Source organism: Paraburkholderia tuberum STM678, from assembly GCF_902833905.1.
GTDB classification, from domain to species: Bacteria; Pseudomonadota; Gammaproteobacteria; order Burkholderiales; family Burkholderiaceae; genus Paraburkholderia; species Paraburkholderia tuberum.
Genome location: NZ_CADFGP010000050.1, coordinates 16,876 through 35,044, shown reverse-complemented (window position 1 = coordinate 35,044; position 18,169 = coordinate 16,876). Strand labels below are relative to the sequence as shown.

The 18,169-nt window shown below is 62.7% G+C and carries 13 protein-coding genes; 3 read left to right on the top strand and 10 right to left on the bottom strand.

The genetic code is table 11. The features are described from left to right. The 10 genes from HWY30_RS31600 to tssK all read right to left on the bottom strand — a co-directional run bounded on the left by HWY30_RS31600 (position 1) and on the right by tssK (position 12,796). Positions 1-852: an enoyl-CoA hydratase family protein gene (locus tag HWY30_RS31600; protein WP_090807885.1), complete on the bottom strand. Its 852-nt coding sequence runs from the start codon at positions 850-852 to the stop codon at positions 1-3. Between the two features lie 19 nt (positions 853-871). Next, positions 872-1,432, bottom strand: coding sequence for a MarR family winged helix-turn-helix transcriptional regulator (locus HWY30_RS31595; RefSeq protein WP_090807883.1), 561 nt, complete (start codon positions 1,430-1,432; stop codon positions 872-874). Further along, the gene (locus HWY30_RS31590) at positions 1,429-2,202 is read right to left on the bottom strand and encodes an SDR family NAD(P)-dependent oxidoreductase (RefSeq protein WP_090807882.1); all 774 of its coding nucleotides are present in this window, start codon (positions 2,200-2,202) and stop codon (positions 1,429-1,431) included. Before HWY30_RS31590 ends, HWY30_RS31595 begins: the two co-directional genes overlap by 4 nt. Continuing rightward, positions 2,199-4,583 carry a bifunctional salicylyl-CoA 5-hydroxylase/oxidoreductase gene (locus HWY30_RS31585; RefSeq protein ID WP_090807880.1) on the bottom strand — a complete coding sequence of 795 codons (2,385 nt, stop codon included), beginning with the start codon at positions 4,581-4,583 and terminating at the stop codon, positions 2,199-2,201. The genes HWY30_RS31590 and HWY30_RS31585 overlap by 4 nt, the downstream gene beginning before the upstream one ends. Before the next feature lie 341 nt (positions 4,584-4,924). Then, complete coding sequence (gene tssE, locus HWY30_RS31580) at positions 4,925-5,344, bottom strand: type VI secretion system baseplate subunit TssE (protein ID WP_090807878.1); 420 nt, start codon at positions 5,342-5,344, stop codon at positions 4,925-4,927. A gap of 11 nt (positions 5,345-5,355) precedes the next feature. Then, positions 5,356-8,097: a type VI secretion system ATPase TssH gene (gene tssH, locus HWY30_RS31575; protein WP_090807876.1), complete on the bottom strand. Its 2,742-nt coding sequence runs from the start codon at positions 8,095-8,097 to the stop codon at positions 5,356-5,358. Positions 8,098-8,239: 142 nt separating this feature from the next. Beyond that, a complete protein-coding gene (locus HWY30_RS31570; protein ID WP_090807873.1) occupies positions 8,240-8,725 on the bottom strand; it encodes an Hcp family type VI secretion system effector in 486 nt (161 codons plus the stop codon). Positions 8,726-8,823: 98 nt separating this feature from the next. Beyond that, positions 8,824-10,527, bottom strand: coding sequence for an OmpA family protein (locus HWY30_RS31565; RefSeq protein WP_425199416.1), 1,704 nt, complete (start codon positions 10,525-10,527; stop codon positions 8,824-8,826). Positions 10,528-10,670: 143 nt separating this feature from the next. Then, positions 10,671-11,441, bottom strand: a complete 771-nt coding sequence (locus tag HWY30_RS31560; RefSeq protein ID WP_425199415.1) for a DotU family type IV/VI secretion system protein — start codon at positions 11,439-11,441, stop codon at positions 10,671-10,673. Between the two features lie 2 nt (positions 11,442-11,443). Beyond that, entirely contained in the window at positions 11,444-12,796 is a 1,353-nt protein-coding gene (gene tssK, locus HWY30_RS31555) for a type VI secretion system baseplate subunit TssK (RefSeq protein ID WP_090807871.1), read from the bottom strand. 598 nt (positions 12,797-13,394) lie between these two features. Here tssK and tssB point away from each other — a divergent pair. From tssB to HWY30_RS31540, 3 genes are all read left to right on the top strand, one after another. Further along, positions 13,395-13,907: a type VI secretion system contractile sheath small subunit gene (gene tssB / locus HWY30_RS31550; protein ID WP_090807869.1), complete on the top strand. Its 513-nt coding sequence runs from the start codon at positions 13,395-13,397 to the stop codon at positions 13,905-13,907. Between the two features lie 85 nt (positions 13,908-13,992). Then, positions 13,993-15,555 (top strand): type VI secretion system contractile sheath large subunit, encoded by a 1,563-nt coding sequence (gene tssC, locus HWY30_RS31545; protein ID WP_090807867.1) that lies wholly within the window; start codon positions 13,993-13,995, stop codon positions 15,553-15,555. A 96-nt stretch (positions 15,556-15,651) separates the two neighbouring features. Then, complete coding sequence (locus HWY30_RS31540; protein ID WP_090807865.1) at positions 15,652-18,132, top strand: type VI secretion system Vgr family protein; 2,481 nt, start codon at positions 15,652-15,654, stop codon at positions 18,130-18,132. Positions 18,133-18,169: the final 37 nt, after the last annotated feature.

The window sequence follows — 18,169 nt, the reverse complement described above, 5'->3', positions numbered from 1 at the left end:
TCAGTCTCCTTCGAACACCGGACGCGTCTTCGCCGCGAACGCGTTGTACGCGCGCTCGAAATCGCGCGTGCCCATGCAGATCGCCTGCGCCTGCGCTTCGGATTCGATCGCTTCGTCGATGCTCATACTCCATTCCTGGTGCAGCATCTTCTTCGTCATGCCGTGCGCGAAGCTCGGGCCGGCCGCGAGATCGGCGGCGAGCTTCTGTGTTTCTTCGATGAGCGCGGCCGGGTCGCACAGGCGGTTGTAAAAGCCCCAGGCGTGAGCTTCGTCGCCGCTTGCCGAGCGGCCGGTGAACAGCAGTTCGGCGGCGCGTCCCTGGCCGATGATGCGCGGCAGCATCGCGCACGCGCCCATGTCGCAGCCGGCGAGGCCGACGCGCGTAAACAGGAACGCGAGCTTGCTGCGCGCGGTGCCGAGGCGCAGATCGGAAGCCATCGCGAGGATCGCGCCGGCGCCCGCGCAGACGCCGTCGACGGCTGCGACGATCGGCTGCGGGCAATGGCGCATTGCCTTGACGAGGTCGCCGGTCATACGCGTGAACATCAACAACTCGGGCATCGGCAGATCGATCAGCGGGGCGATGATGTCGTGCACGTCGCCGCCCGAGCAGAAGTTTTCGCCCGCGCCGTGCAGCACGACGGCTTTCACGTCGGTCGCGTATGCGAGATCGCGGAACAGGTTGCGCAGCTCCGCATACGATTCGAAGGTCAGCGGGTTCTTGCGCTCGGGACGGTTCAGCGTGATCGTCGCGACCTTGTCGGTCACCGACCAGCCGACATGCTTCGCCTCGTAGCCTGCCAGGGTCAGGCGGTTGCCGGACAACAGTGCATCGGCGTTGGATCGTGTCATGTATTCCTCCAGTGCGAAGTCAGCCTCTCAGGCTGTCGAGCAGATGCTGCTTGAGCTTGCCGAGGTCCTGATGCGTCTTCATCTTTTCGTCGAGGCTCAGGCCGCCGAACAGTTCGACGACCCATTGCTCGTGCGCGACGGCCATTTTGTCGAACGCCTTGCGGCCAGCGGGCGTCAGGCACACGCTGATCGAGCGGCGGTCGTTTGGATCGGTGTCGCGCGTGACGAGCCCTTCTTTTTCGAGCTGATCGGTGATGCCAGTGACGTTGCCGCCCGTCACCATCAAACGGCGCGATAGCTCGGTCATCTTCAGGCCATCGGGATGTCGTTCGAGCTGCGCCATCAGATCGAATCGCGGCAGCGTGGTGTCGAATTCGGTGCGCAGACGTTTGCGCAATTCGGCCTGGACGAGGTTGGTGGTGGTCAGCATGCGCAGCCACAAACGCAGGCCCATGTGGCTGTCCGCTCCGGTGCTCATTTCGAGGTCCACGACGTTCTCCGCGGGTTGAGCCACGCCTTTGCGCGACAGCTTCGCATCCGATGCCGCCGCCGTCTTTTTTGCATTCGTTGATTTGCTCACATCACTTCTCCACCCGAAATGGAAATGGATTGCCCCGTGATCGCATCCGAGCCGGGGCGGCACAGCCACAACACCGCGTTCGCGACCTGCTCCGGATTCACGAAGCGGCGCTGCGGATTCGAGCGCAGCAGCGTTTCGCGCGCCTGTGCTTCGGTGCGCGAGGTCTTGCTCGTGATCTGTTCGAGCGAGGCATGCAGCAGCTCGGTTTCGGTGTAGCCGGGGCACACTGCGTTGACCGTGATCCCGCGCGTCGCGGTTTCGAGCGCGAGCGAGCGCGTGAGACCGATCACGCCGTGCTTCGCGGCGCAATACGCGGCGACGTACGCATAACCGATTTGCCCCGCGGTGCTCGCGACGTTGACGATGCGGCCATAGCCACGCTCGAGCATGCCGGGCAGGACGGCGCGCGTGCCGAGAAACACGCCAGTCAGATTCACGTCGAGCATGCGTTGCCACAGCGCGATATCGGTGTGCGTGAACGGCGCGGCCTGCGCCTGGCCCGCGTTGTTCACGAGGATATCGACGGCGCCCGCCTGCTCGAATGCGCGCGCCACCGAATCTTCTTGCGTGACGTCCACGCTGATACACGCGACGTCGCCGAGCGCCGCGCATTGCTCGCGCTGCGTGTCGAGGCGTTGCGCGTTGCGGCCCATCAGCGTGACGCGCGCGCCGGCGCGCAGCAGCGCCTGCGCGATGGCCGCGCCGATGCCGCTGCCGCCGCCGGTGACGACCGCGTGTTGTCCGGCGAGAGGAGTGTCCGAGGTGTTCACACGGTTCCTTCGGCGCGTTGCGCGCGTTGTTGCGCCGTGAGGCCGGCGTTGGCGATGGCCTGCGCACGCTCGCGTTCGAGGTTGCGTTCGAGCTGCATTTTCGCGGCGGTATAGGGTTTCGGCCACGCGACGTCGAGATAGCCGATCTTTGCCGCTTCGTTCAACGTCCACGACGGATTCGCGAGATGCGGACGCGCGATCGCGCACAGATCGGCGCGACCCGCCGCGATGATGCTGTTCACGTGGTCCGCTTCCGAAATCGCACCGACCGCGATCGTCGCGATGCCGGCTTCGTTGCGCACGCGATCGGCGAACGGCGTCTGGAACATGCGGCCAAACACGGGCTTTTCTTCCTTGCTGACCTGGCCCGACGACACGTCGATCATGTCCGCGCCGGCCGCCTTGAACGCTTGCGCGATCTTGACGGCGTCGTCGGGCGTGTTGCCGCCATCGACCCAGTCGTGCGCCGAAATCCGCACCGAGATTGGCTTGTCTTGCGGCCACACCGCGCGGATCGCGCTGAATACCTGCAGCGGATAACGCAGACGGTTTTCGAGCGGACCGCCGTATGTGTCGGAACGGTGATTCGTGAGCGGCGACAGGAAGCTCGACAGGAAATAGCCATGCGCGCAGTGCAGTTCGAGCCAGTCGAAACCCGCTTCGATCGACATGCGCGTCGCCTCGACGAACTGCTGCTCGATGGCGCGCAGTTCGTCATGTGTGGCTTCGCGCGAATGCTGGCTGATACCGCGCAGATACTGCTGCGGCGACGCCGAAACGAGTGGCCAGTTGCCTTCGTCGAGCGGCTGATCGATGCCTTCCCACGCGACGCGCGTCGAACCTTTCGCGCCCGAGTGGCCGAGCTGGATGCCGATCTTCGCATCCGATTGCAGATGGACCAGATCGACGATGCGTTTCCACGCGACCAGATGCTCGGGCGCGTACATGCCCGGGCATCCGGGCGTGATACGCGCTTCGGGCGACACGCAGGTCATCTCGGTCATCACGAGCGCGGCGCCGCCCATCGCGCGCGCGCCGAGATGCATCAGGTGATAGTCGCCGGCCACGCCGTTTACCGCCGAGTACTGCGCCATCGGCGACACCATCACGCGATTTTTCAGCTTGACGCCGCGCACCTTCAAGGGGGTGAACATCGGCGGAATCGAATGCCTGTTCGCGGCGCGCTCGACACCCGCGCGCTTCGCGAGCCAGTCCTCGAAACCGGACAGATACTGCGCATCGCGCTCGCGCAGGTTTTCGTGCGAGATGCGCTGCGAGCGCGTGAGCAACGAATACGCGAACTGTTCCGGCTCGAACGACGTATAACGATCGACGTGCTCGAACCATTCGGTCGAATTGCGCGCGGCGTTCTGGATGCGCAGCACGTCGACGCTGCGTACTTCGGTGTAGTGCTTCAATGCGGCGGCCAGATCGTCCAGGCGCGAACCCGGGTGCGCGCTGATGCTGTTCGCGAGTTCGATCGCGTCTTCGAGCGCGAGCTTGGTGCCCGAGCCGATCGAGAAGTGCGCGGTGTGCGCGGCGTCGCCCATCAGCACGATCGGCGTTCGTGTGCCGTTCGCGTTGCTGCGCCAATGCACCCATTCCTTGTTGACGACGCGCGGAAAACGGATCCATTGCGACGAGCCGCGCAGATGCGCCGCGTTCGACATCAGCGCGTTGCCGTCGAGGTACTTCGCGAACAGCTTCTCGCAGAACGCGATGCTGTCTTCCTTGCTCATTTCGTCGAGACCGGCGGCGCGCCACACGCGTTCCGGTGTTTCGACGATGAACGTCGAGGTTTGATCGTCGAAGCGGTAGGCGTGCGCCTGGAACCAGCCGAATTCGGTTTGCTCGAACGCGAACGTGAACGCGTCGAACAGCTTCTTCGTGCCGAGCCACACGAAGCGGCAGTCGCGCACGTCGATGTCCGGCTGGTAGGTATCCGCGTATTTCTGGCGCACGAGGCTGTTCAGGCCGTCGCTCGCGATGATCAGGTCCGCGTCGTACGCGCTGTCGTCCACGACCTGGGTTTCGAACACGAGCTTCACGCCGAGTTCTTCGCAGCGCGCTTGCAGGATATTCAGCAGACGTTTGCGACCGATGCCGCAAAAACCGTGGCCCGATGAGCGCACGCTGCGGCCGCGAAAGTGAATCTCGATGTCGTCCCAGTGATTGAACGCGTCGAGAATCGCCTCGGCGCTCGGGGCGTCGGCGGCGCGCAGATTGCCGAGCGTCTGGTCGGAGAACACGACGCCCCAGCCGAAGGTGTCGTAGGCGCGGTTGCGCTCGATTACCATGACTTCATGGCCGGGGTTGCGTTGTTTCATCAACAGACCGAAGTACAAACCGGCCGGACCGCCGCCGATACAGACTATGCGCATGCTGGTTCCCCAAAATGAACTCTGCGGTGAGATTAATTTAGGTTTTGATAGTTTAGATGTCAAGTAAATTTCGGAGACGGGTATCGAGTCCAGTGAAAAATAAAGAGTGTCACGCGTCTCTCATAATGCGGAATATCGGACTGACGTTTCAGCATGCGAAAGCAGGGGCGGGAGCCCCTTCGGGGACGCGCAACGAAGTCTGCATCGAAGCAGGCGAAAACTAGGAGGGCTTGGGCTACGCCCGGAGAAAAGCGCATTCGACTTGCAGCAAAAATCCGCGACGAACTTTTTTTGCGCACCGCAAAGGTTTCTGGCTATCGGGTTCTTCACTCATCGAAGGGCTACTTTGCTTCAGTCTTCCGCTCAAGTCGCATGCGTCCCGGCGGCTCGAAGTACGTGCCGAACCGCACCAGGCCGGCCTTCTTCATGTGGCACGTCATCTCGAAGCTCACGAGCACGCCGGGGTCCTGATTGTCGATGATCTCGACGTCGATCGCACGGATCCGGGGTTCGTACTTCAAGAGCGTTGCCTCCATCTGCTGCCTGAGCAGGTGGGACGAAGCGGGCAGCGCCTTGTAGATGTTCGTGAGGTCCGGCAGACCATAATCGGGCAGATGCTTGAGCGCGCCCGCGCGCGTGTTGAGGATGCGCCGCACATTCTGTTGCACGCTCATGATTTCCAGCGTTCTGTCGTCATAGGCGTCGAGCGACTCACCGCCGATCTGGCCAAGGAGCATGTCGTAGAGCGAGGGGCCTGCCATCGTCTGCTCCGTCAGGCGCTGGCGCCGGCCGGCACCGCGTCGCTCACATGCGCAACGGCTGCCGCAAATGCGTCACCACGATCTAGAAAGTCGATCGTGAGATTCCCTTCAGGCGAACTCGACAGCCGGATTTCCGCCGGCGCCGCGCCGTTCGCCATCCGCGTGAGCAGTTCGCGCGACAAGGCGGGCAGGATCCGCTGGTTGAGGAACGCATCGACGTTGCGCGCACCCGATTCACGCGCGAGGCAACGCTGCGCGAGTGAATCGGTCAGGGCGTCATCGGCGGTCAATGCGACGTCGTGCTGCCTGCGCAGACGGTCGGCGATTTTCGCGAGCTTGAGCCGCACGATCGAAGCGAGCGCACCTGCGTCCAGAGGGCGATACGCCAGCGTCTGGAAGCGCGCGAGCAGCGCGGGCTGGAAGTGCGCAACGAGCTGCGGATGGATCGCCTCGAGCAGTTCGGCCTGCGAGATGGCCGGGTTCTCCGCTGTCGCCTCGTCGATCTGCGCGCTGCCGAGGTTGGAGGTCATCAGGATCACGCAGTTGCGGAAGTCGATTTCGCGGCCTTCGCCGTCGCGCATCATGCCGCGATCGAACACCTGATAAAAGATATCGAGCACATCGCGATGAGCCTTCTCGATCTCATCGAGCAGCACGACGCTGTACGGGCGTTGCCGCACCGCTTCGGTCAGGATGCCGCCGCGGCCATAGCCGACGTAGCCAGGCGGCGAGCCTTTCAGTTGCGACACCGTGTGTGCTTCCTGGTACTCCGACATGTTGATGGTCGTGAGCGCCGCCTCACCGCCGAATAGCACATCGGCAAGCGCAAGCGCTGTCTCGGTCTTGCCGACGCCCGAGGGACCAGCCAGCAGGAACACGCCGAGCGGCGTGCGCTCGCTCTTCAGCCCCGCCTTGGCGGTGCGCAGGCTCTCCGCGAGCGCGGCCAGCGCATCGTCCTGTGCGACGACCCGCTTCGCGAGACTGTCCTCGATCGTCAGCAGGCTCCTGAGTTCGTCCTCGACAAGTTCGCCGACCGGCACGCCGGTCCACTCAGCGACTACGCGTGCGATCGCCTGCGCATCAACGTCCGCAAAAACCAGCGCTGTCCTGCCCTGTGCATCGGCCAGTGTCCGCTTCGCGCTCGCAAGCGCTCCGGCATCCGGTTTTGAATCTTTCGTGTCCCGCTGTACATGCAACGCCTGGACAAGCCCCAACTCATGCTCGTAGCGCGCCTGCAAAGCCATCAGTTCACTGTTCGCATCAGCAAGAGCAGCAATGAGCGCATCACGTCGCGGCGTGACGTCCGCAGTGACATTGCTAGCGCCGGCCCGTTCGTCCGCGTCGAGCGTCGAGCGTTCAATTTCGATCGCGGCGACTGCTGCGCGGGCACGCTGCAGCTCGGACGGGGGCGATTCCAGCCCCATGCGCACGCGCGCCGCGGCCGTGTCGATCAGGTCGACCGCCTTGTCGGGCAACTGCCGGGCCGGGATATAGCGGCGCGAGAGTTTCACGGCCGCGACGAGCGCTTCGTCGCGGATATGCACGTTATGGTGTTTCGCGTAGCGGCTCGCGAGCCCCCGCAGCATCAGACACGCTGCTTCGTCATCGGGCTCGTCGACCTTGATGATCTGGAAGCGCCGCTCGAGTGCCGCGTCGCGCTCAAAATATTCCTTGTATTCCGACCAGGTGGTGGCCGCGATCGTGCGCAGTTCACCACGCGCGAGCGCGGGTTTCAGCAGGTTCGCCGCGTCGGCGCCGCCGGCGGCGTTGCCCGCGCCGATCAGCGTGTGGGCTTCGTCGATGAAGAGCAGGATTGGCACGGGCGAAGCCTGCACCTCATCGATCACGTTCTTCAGGCGCTGCTCGAATTCGCCCTTCACACCGGCGCCTGCCTGCAGCAGGCCCAGGTCGAGCGTCAGAATGCGTACGTCGCGGATCACATTGGGCACGCTGCCTTCAGCGACGCGTAGCGCGAGGCCTTCGACCAGCGCGGTCTTGCCAACACCCGGCTCGCCGACGAGGATCGGATTGTTCTTGCGTCGCCGCGCGAGCACGTCGACCATCTGCTGGATTTCGCGTTCGCGCCCGAACACGGGGTCAATCTCGCCGCGACGGGCCTTGTCGGTCAGGTCGATGGCGAACCGGGCAAGTGCCTCGCCGTCGGTCGAGCGCGGCGGCGCATGTTTCGTGGGCGCACTCGTGGCCGACGGCGGTTGGCTTGCGTCGACTCCGGATGCTGGCGCTGTCGTTGGCGCCGCCGGTTCTGCTTCGTCGGGCTGGTTTTCGCAGGACTGGTGGCCGAGTCGCGGGATCAGGCGCTGGATCTGCGCGCTACTGACCGACAGCAGCGGCCACGCGTTTTGCGCACGCAGCACGTGCGGCGCGTCAACAATCGCCTGCAACAGATGACCAGAACGGATGGGCTGGTCGGCCTCCTGCGATGATGCCCAGTTCCAGGCATCCTGCAGCACGGTCGCCAGCTGCAGGGAAAGGGCGGGTTTGCCGCGCAGGTTGCGGGGCAGGTGATCGATCGCCGCGATCAGCGCGTCCCAGACGGCATTGATGTCGATTCCGTAGTGGCACAGGATCGCGGGAATGTCGCCGTCGTCCGCCTCGATAAGCTTGAGCAGCCAGTGCTCGACGGTGATCTCGTCCGCAAGGCGCGTCTGGCAGAGGCTCGCAGCGGCCTCGAGCGCTCTCGCGCAGTGCGGGTTGAGCCGGCGAAGCAGGTGGGTAGAGTCGCGCAGTGTCATATCAATGCCGTATCACGGAACGGGGCAGAAACGCCGCTCTACCCGTATCAAAAAAGTGCCAGCCCACGTACGGGGCTGGCAAACAAGGAACCGGCTGCGGGGTGCAGTACCGGTTCCGGCACAACATGGCTTGTGGCCAGGATCAGGAACGCTCGTTCCAGGTATCCTTGTGGATGATGTTGCCGTCCTTGTACGACCACGTGATCGTCTCGTAGCGCAACTCGACCTCTTCAATGTGGTTGTGCTTCTCGTAGTCCGGATTCTTGATATCGAGCATCTTCGGGTTGACCGCCACGATCTTCACATTGTCGAGCCTGGTGTTGAAGTACTCTTTCTCCTTGCCCGCGTCGTCGATCTTGTACCACTTGATCTCGACCGACTTCAGCGTCTGACCGCTCGTCACCGCCTTGTACAGGTACGGCGTCGACGCATCGGTTTCCTTGGTCAGCTTGATCGGCTTGTGCACGCGCGTACCGGTCAGCTTGCCCGTGTTGCCGTCGGTCGGGATGTTCACGCCATGGTCGAACGCGACGAGCTCGACGCTGCCTTCGCGACCCTGGACCGTCACCGAACCCTTGATGTCCGCACCACCGTCGTCCTTGACCCACATGTAAGCCGGAATTGCCATCTTTCACTCCCTTTTCTGGTACTACGACAATCGCCCGGAGCCAGCCCCCGAGCCTCTGAAACCCGAAGCGTTCGCTTCGAAGGCTAAAAAAGGTCCTGCTATCTGCTCGAATCCTCCGACGGGATTTCTTTTGGGGCGTCCGGCACCAGCGTGATTTCGACGCGCCGGTTCCTGGCTCGCCCCTCCTGCGTATCGTTGCTCGCGATCGGCCGCGTATCGCCGTAGCCCTGGATCGCGAACTGCGTGGCGGCAATGCCCGACACCTCGATGAGCCAGTCGCGCACCGCGCCCGCGCGTGCGACCGACAGCGTCAGGTTGCTGTCCGGACTGCCAACGTTGTCGGTATAACCGGCCACGAGAATCCGTTTGTCCGGATGCGACCTGATCATTTCAAGCGAGCCGACCATCGCGCGCGTCGAGCCGGGCTTCAGTTGCGCGCGGCCGCTGTCGAACAGCGACATGCTGTCAAGCGTGACCACCGCAGGTGGAGGCGGCGGCGGCTGGTAGGCTGCGATCGCCTGGTTGAGCGCCGGCATCAACTGCGCACCGCGGTACATGCCGAAGGAAAGTCCGAGCGGCACCCCTGTGCGTGAATAGCGGTCGAGCTGGTCGCGATCGGCCACGAGAGCCTGCAGCGCATCGCGCTTCGCGGCGTCGTGTGCAGCAGGAATCATCGAATATCTTCCGAGATCCGCGCCGATACGGGTGATCAGCGCCTGATTGTTCCTGGCGGCGCCCCAAAACGCCACCGCGATCGCGCAGGCAACCAGAGCAACGGCGTGGGCGAGAGCCGCCAGGCGCGGCGACATCCACAACCGCCGCGGCATGGCCTCGATCAACGGCTGGGGCAGCGGCCACGGCAGCGGGGACGCCGGCAGTGCAGGCGGCACGACCCGGGTCTGCATTTCGACGTCGCGCTCCCAGGGCCTGCCCGGACCGCTCGCCGGCCCGCAATCGATCCAGCCCGCGCCGAACAGTGCCCACGGCGTGGCCGGCTGCCGGCGGTCGCTTAGCACGCCGATCACGACGCGCTGGGTCCAGCCGACGATCGAAGCCAGGCTTGCCGCGCGTGCCGCCACGGCACGGTCGCCTCCGGCCCGCTCAACTTCAGTTTCGGCCACCTGGACCACGGCTTCAAAACGGCTTGCGTTAGCCAGGCGCGTAGCCGATGACACGCCATACCACTGTGGCATCGCGAGTGTGGCCGGCGCATTGGTGAGCCGCTGGTAAACGGCAACAAAGCCTGGCAGGCGCACGCCGAGCATGCGCGAGGCGTCAGCGACGGACTGCCGCGCGACGCGCAGATTCTGCGTCAGGACGTCTTCACCCGCGTGCAATGCCGGCGCAACCGACAGCACGACACCATCGGGTGCGCGCCCATCGCGCCACTGCTTCACGGCCACCGCAAGGCGGGGCAGATCCTGCAGCCGGTCGGCCCGTAGCCATATTGCGCCGTCGCCAACGTGTGCGAGACGCCGCTCTCCGGCAATCCGGTCGAACAGGTTCCCCAGGGCGTCGCCGGTCACGAGCACGAGAGGCATGCGGGTGCGCAGGTTGACCGGGATATTCGACGTAGCGGCGCCGAGTGCAGTCAGTACGTGTACGTTCTGTTCGCGCGCGCGTGAGAGCTGACGGGTGCGCAGCCAGATCAGTACCAGCCAGGACAGGACGATGGGGACAGTGAGCGTCCATGCGAGACCCTGTCCGGCGCCCCGTCCCACAGGGACTTCCGTTGGTCGAAGGAAGCCGCCCTGGGGGACAGGCAACACCAGCCAGATAACGGCCAGCGCGAGCGCGGCCATCAGTGTCACGATGGCACGGAACGGGTAACCCAAGCCCTCCAGCGCGCGGCTCTGCGCCTGGCCCCGCATCTGACCCGACCCGGGGTCCAGTGTGCGGCTCGTGTCCCCGAGCGCCGGTCCGGACGGTTCGTGCAGATCGGACTTCACGGCCGCGGCGCCGTCGGTACAGCTGGTACGAGGTGGGCGAGCTGCGCATCGAGCACCTGTGCCCATATCAGCCAGATCACCGCGGCCGCCACGCACGCGAGGCCGGCAATCGCCCAGGGCGAGAGGCGGTAGAACCAGTCCGAGAAGCGCCTGCCGGTACGATCGGCAAAGAAAGGGCGGGCAGCGACCGGGCGCCCCCCAAGGGGACTTCCTTCGGGGCGTAGTTTTTCGAGTTGCGTACTGAGTGAGGCGATCAGCACGGAACGCTTCGCTTCGCCTTCACGGGCGTAGCGGCCCATGAACCCCATCCCGAGGACCGCCGCGTAGCATTCGAGTAGGGCGACGTTTGGCGACGCTTCGCGCATCCGTTGCTCAAGCCGAATGAACACGCGCTCGCCCGCGTCGTGTTCCCCGAAGCGCTCGACCTGCAGCGGCTGTGCGTCCCAAACCGGCCTGTTCGTTGCGTTCAGGTGGCGCAACACCGCCTCATCGAGCAGGCCGCATTGGGTAACCTCCGCGTCTTCGCGGACGTCCGCGGCAAAACCGCGCTGATCGAGCGCGGTTGAGAAAGCCGCCATCAGCTGCTTGCAACGTTGACGCAGGGTAGCAGGGTCGTCCGTGTGGCCCCCCTCGGACAATCGCGTCACGAGCAGGGCCGTGTCGCGCAACAGGTCCCGGATACCACCGGCGGAAGTACGGTTCGCAGAGGCCGATCCACCCATCAGGGCGGTCTCGCCGCGGGCAGGGGTGAGCGTGTTCGTCAGCATGCTCATGAGCGCAACACCGCGTAAAGTTCAAGCGACGCATCGGGAACCGACGTCGGCAGGTAGATCTGGCAGGCGCGGGCGGCCAGCATCCGCGCGTGCGCGGGATCGCTCGCGTCGAGCGCGAAGTACTGGTTGTCCAGCCGCACCGGGATGGCGGCCGGCACACGCTGCACGGCCTTGAGTGGAATGCCTGGGAGCGCCGAATTGACGATGTGCTCGATATCGTCCGGCGCACCTATCTTGCAGAGCCTCGGGAACTGCTCGACGAGTTCGAATGCAGGCGACGCGGCGTGGACCGACAGGTACCAGTCGGCGGAACTCGCTACGATGCGCTCGTCGAGGAACTGGCCCGCCCACGTTGTCGGATTCCTGTGCGTGAGCCCAATCGACACCACACGCGACGGAATGATCGCGTCGAGCAGATCACGGATCTGCGTCTCGAGCCTGGCGAATACTTCATCGGCACGTACGTGGTCATACGCCGGAATGTCGCCGAGCTGCGAGCCGGTCGAGAACGTCATGAGGACGCTCGCGAGCTGGGCAAGCGTCGAGTACAGCCGCTCCGGAGGCTGGCCCGGATGCGTCGAGAAGAACCGCAGTTGCGGCCAGACCGTATGGATGCAGTGGAGCAACCAGAACAGCTGCACGTCGGCCACGCCGTATTCGGCAACCTGCTCGATCCGTTCGCTTCTACGCGAACCCAGCGCCGTGCTCTTCGCCTGCAGGATGTCGGCAAGACGATTGATCCGTTCGACGTGCAGCGCATGACTGCCAAGCGTCAGGCACGGTGGCACGTATCGGTGGTCGACCTGAAATTGCCCGCTCGTGGTACGCGTCAACCGGGCAATCGCACACACCGTGTCGTCGGCATGCGACTCGAAGTCGAACAGCAGTCGCACCGCATGGCGTTCGGCGGCAATCTCGGCCTCGCCGGTACCGTTGAGGTCGATGACCTTGACGAACTCCCGGTATGAGCGCCGCGGCCGCGCCAGCGTCGCTTCGTCGAACCGGCAGTTGCTGCCCGTGGCATTGAACAGCGGCAGGGCGGCCAGCACGACCACGCTCTGCACATCGGCTGGCAGTCCCTGCGTCAGATCACGTGCAGGCGGTAACGCATCGGTCACCGTGGAGTCGATCAGTGTGCCGTCCGGAAAACGCAGCTTCAGTCGGGTGAGCTTCAGACGCCCAGCTGCAAGCACTTCCTCGTCGATATCGATGCCCTGCGTGCCCCACGGCTCGGCGACGCAGGCGGCAGCGATCTGGTTCAACGTGAAGTCGACGTTTCGGCCCAGCTGCTGGAAGTGCTGTTGGGTCAGGATCAGCCCTTCGTGAAAGAGCGGTTTATCGATCCGCATGGGTGTGGTTGTGCCGTTATCTTGGATTATGGTGAGTGGCGATTCTATACGCGTGACTTGTGATCCGTATACAGTTGCGAATAGTTAAGCATGCGAACTACATGAAATAGAGGATGGTTATTTTTGAGATATTGTCCGTGCCAGAATAGGCAATATTCTCGCTGCATGGTTAGCGCGATGTTGCCATCGTACCGTCTTCATCATTGAAAGATTGTCAGAGAATGTCACGCCCTTGTAAGCCCATGCCAGCAACGGTTTCGTGAAAATTGTCACGCATTCTCATACCTCGTTTATCAAATTATTCATATTGACGAGTCTGAATGCGTATTGAATTGACGATAATTAACAATTATTTACGATGTCTTTATAATCCGTATCGTTTTCACAACGCCGACGTACTTTGACTCGGCGCGGGTAAACCTGTTTAATAGCGCGTGGCAATAATGATCGCATGAATGGAGGCCGCGCTATGGGGTACCACAAGGAGTCCTTCGCGAGCGAAACACGCATATGCGTGTGCGCCCGATTGAAAGAGGTCACCGCATCGCACCGGGCGAGTTCTGCGGGGATCCTGAACGTCGTTCAATAAGGAATACAAATGGACAGCTTCCAGCGCGAAATTCCGAAAAGTCGGGTTTCGATCACGTTAGATTTGCATACGGGCGGTGCCCAGAAGAAGGTCGAGCTGCCGTTGAAGCTGCTCGTCGCCGGTGACTTCAGCGCGGGCAAGGAACAGGCGCCGCTCGCCGAGCGCAAGAAAACGGACATCAACAAGAATAATTTTGATTCTGTTCTCGCTGACTACGCGCCGGACCTCAAGGTCGCTGCGGAAAACACCCTGGCTGGCGACGGCTCGGAACTGCCGGTGAACCTCTCGTTTCGCTCGCTGAAAGACTTCGAGCCGGAACAGGTGGCACGTCAGATCCCGGAGATGCAGGCGCTGCTGGCGGTGCGCAATCTGCTGCGTGACCTGAAATCGAATCTGCTCGATAACGGCACGTTCCGCCGTGAGTTCGAGAAGATTCTGAAGGATAAGCCGCTCTCTGACAAGCTGCGCGGCGAACTCGCACAGATCGCGACGGCGGCCACCCAGCCTGAAGGCCATGCCTGAACGGCGTCGGCCCAAGACGGCCTTCACCGCGTTCCATAACCGGACAGATATGCAGGTAGCGATAGTATCGCAGACAGGACACGAAATGAATCCCACTGAATCGCAGCAAGGCGGCACGACCGAAACCGTCGTGCTGGACGCCCCGCAAGGCAATCATGACAGCAGCAGCGACAGCGTCTACGCGTCCCTGTGCAGCAAGATCAACCTGAAGCCCGTCGCTGAAGCACGGCCGCTGCTGGCCTTCCGCGACAACGACATGCTCTCTGAAGCGTCGGCCGACGAGCGTATCGCGCGCGGCATGGGCGCATTCCTGGATCTCGTGAGCAAGGCGAGCAAGCCGGTCGACCGGCTCGACAAGTCGCTGCTCGATTTCCACATCGGCCAGATTGACCGCCAGATCAGCCGGCAGCTCGACGCAGTGATGCATACGCCGGAATTTCAGGCGCTCGAAGGTCGCTGGCGTGGTCTCAAGATGCTCGTGAGCCGGACAGACTTCCGTCGCAACGCGCGCGTCGAAGTGCTTGACGTGTCGAAGGAGGCACTGCACCGCGATTTCGAGGATACGCCCGAGATCATCCAGAGCGGCCTGTACCGCCTCACCTACATCGAGGAGTACGACACGCCGGGTGGTCAGCCGATCAGCGCGATGATCAGCGACTACGAGTTCACCAACTCGCCGCAGGACGTGGCGCTGCTGCGTAACGTCTCCAAGGTGGCCGCAGCCGCGCACATGCCGTTCGTCGGCTCAGTCGGCGCCGCGTTCTTCGGCAAGCAATCGATGGAAGAAGTGGCCGCGATCCAGGATATCGGCAACTACTTTGATCGCGCCGAGTACATCAAGTGGAAGAGCTTCCGTGACACCGATGACGCCCGCTACGTGGGCCTGACAATGCCGCGTGTGCTCGGTCGCCTGCCGTACGGCAAGGATACGACGCCGGTGCGTTCGTTCAACTATGAGGAAGCGGTCAAGGGTCCGGACCACGACAAATATCTGTGGGTCAACGCGTCGTTCGCCTTCGCGGCCAACATGACGCGCAGCTTTGTCAACAACGGCTGGTGCGTGCAGATCCGCGGCCCGCAGGCGGGCGGCAAGGTCGAGGACCTGCCGGTTCATCTGTACGACCTGGGCACCGGTGCGCAGCCGAAAATTCCGACCGAAGTGCTGATTCCCGAAACCCGCGAATTCGAGTTCGCCAACCTCGGCTTCATTCCGCTCTCGTTCTACAAGAACCACGACTTCGCGTGCTTCTTCTCGGCCAGCTCGGCGCAGAAACCGGCGCTGTATGAGACCAGGGAGGCGACCGCGAACAGCCGCATCAATGCGCGCCTGCCTTACATCTTCCTGCTCTCGCGCATCGCGCACTACCTGAAGCTGATCCAGCGCGAGAACATCGGCACGACCAAGGACCGGCGTCTGCTCGAACTTGAACTGAACAGCTGGATCAAGGGCCTCGTGACCGAGATGAAGGATCCGGGTGACGAGTTGCAGTCGTCGCACCCGCTGCGTGAGGCGAAGGTCACGGTCGAGGACATCGAGGACAACCCGGGCTTCTTCCGCATCAAGCTCTTCATCATTCCGCACTTCCAGGTGGAAGGCATGGACATCGGCCTGTCGCTGGTATCGCAGATGCCGAAAGCCAAGAGCTGATCCGCATTACCTGATGTAACCCCCGCCGGGGCGCTGAAACATGCGTCCCGGCGTTGTCCTTTGCGATATGACGTGTGTTCAAGGGGTCTTTAGAAAATGTCGATGGTTTTGCCTTCCCAGGCCTATGAGCTGAAACTGGCGCCGCACCCGGCGCCGTTCTCGATCCTGAAGTTCAGCGGGCGCGACGCGGTCGGCGAGCTTTACCGGTACGAGATCGAATTCACGAGCCCGATGGCCGGAATTCCGATGGATCAGGTGCTGGGGCGCCCCGCGAAGTTCATCATCGACCCGATCGACCCGAACATGGACTATCTGCGCAAGATGTTCGGCGAGAACGCTGGGCAGTTCAGCAAGATGCCGCCTGCACACACAGTCCACGGCATTATCACGAAGTTCGATGAACTCGGGACTTCGGCTGACGAGACGCGCTACAAGGTCGTGATGGAGCCGAAGCTCGCTGATCTGAATCGCGGCGTCACGAGCCGGCTGTTCCAGAAGCAGTCGGTCGAAGAAATCATTACCGATACGCTGCGCCACTATGGCTTCCGCGCGGGCGTCGACTTCGAGTTCAAGTTACGTGCGAAATACAAGCGGCCCGAGTACATCACGCAGTGCGAGGAAACGACGTTTGCCTTCATCCAGCGGATCTGCGCGGAGGAAGGCATCTGGTTTCGTTTCGAGCAGAAGCGCGATCACGCCGTGATTGTGTTCGGCGACGATCTGGACGCGTATGCCCGCAATCAGCGCGTTGTGCCGTTCCGGCTACACTCGGGACTCGAAAGCGTCGGCGTAGATGCGATCAAGACACTTGAGCGATATACGCAGCGTGTCCCGGAAGCTGTACGTCTGCACGACTATAACCACCGGCAGGCCGACGTGTCGTTGCTCGTCGAGGAAAACGCCGCACGCGGCGACAAGACGACCAACGCGGTTGACTATCGCTGGGGCGAACATTACGAGACGCCTGAAGAAGGGCGGCGCATTGCACGGCTGCGGCACGAAGCCTATCTCGCAACACAGATCACCTACAAGGCAACGGGCAACGCATTCGCCATCGAGGCTGGCGAGGTCGTACGGCTCGACCAGAATCCGGTCGATGCGCCGCATGGGCTTTTTATCACGTCGGTGGAATCCAGCGGTGGCCGCAGCCAGTCCTACACCAATACGCTCACGGCGATCCCGGCCGACCGGGTGTGGCGCACGTCGCTCGATACGATCAAAAGACCGGTGATCGACGGTATCCTGCCGGCGCGTATTACGTCGCCGGGCGGATACAAATACGCGTACCTGACCGAGCAGGGCTGGTACGTGATCAAGCTGCCGTTCGATCTCGACGAGTGGAGCCCGGGTGGCACCAGCCGGCCGGTGCGCCTCGCGAAGCCATACAGCGGCGACAATTACGGCCACCATTTTCCGCTGATCGATGGGGCGGAGGTCGCCATCATCCATACGGCGGGGGATCCAAATCGTCCCGTCATCATTGGTTCGATGCACGACAGTCTGCATCCCGACCTCGTCAATAACCTCAACAACACCCGGAACATCGTTCGTACCGCAGGCGGTACGGAGTGGCGAATCGAGGACAAGGAAGGTGTCGAGCATAGCCACCTGACGACGCCGTACCAGACCAGTGAGCTGAACCTTGGCCACATGGTCGACGCGGATAGTAAGGAACGGGGGCAGGGCGCAGAGTTGCGCACTGACGGACGTGTTGCTGTTCGGGGTGCTAAGGGCGTGCTCGTGTCCGCAGAGGCTCAACCCGCAGCCAACGGACAACAGCTCGGCATGCAGGGTGCGCAAGGCTTACTCGACCAGGCCTTGCAACTGATGAAGGGCCTGGCCGACGCAGCCAGCGCTGCGCAGGCTGTCGCTGCTGACTACCAGCAGCAGCGTGCGTTGCTCGACGATACACTGCGAGATCTCAAAAAGGCCGGCATTCTGGCAACTGCACCGGACGGAATCGGTCTGGTGTCCGGTGATGGACTCCAGTTAAGCGCAGAAAAAAATCTGATCGCAACGGCGGGAGGCAATGCTGATATAGGTGTGATGAAGCGCTTCACGGTTGCTGCCGGTGAACTGGTATCTATCTTCGCCCAGAAGCTCGGATTGAAGCTCTTTGCAGCGAAGGGGAAGGTCGAGATTCAGGCGCAGAGCGACGATATGAACCTGCTCTCCGACAAGAACATGCGAATCACCAGCGCTAACGGCCAAGTAATAATCGAGGCCAAGGAAGAACTGCTCCTCAAGTGCGGCGGATCCTATATCCGGCTGTCGTCGACTGGCATTGAGGATGGCACCAAAGGGAACCGAACGATCAAGTCGGCGGCATTCAGCCGGCAGGGGCCAAGCTCACTCGCAGAGACGGTCAACGCCTGGAAACACGCCCCATACGACGAGGAGTTCACCCTGAAGTGGCCACGTAGCAACGAGCCAGTTCGAAGCCAGGCGTTTTCTATCATTCGCGACGACGGTAGTGTGATCCGAGGCATGACTGACGCTGCAGGGAAAACTGGTCTCCAGAGGGCCATTTTTGCTGAAGGAGTTCGGCTTCGAATCGACTCGGATCCTGCAACCTGAGCGTGGTTTTGCGTCGCTTTGTTGCTTACATATCAAA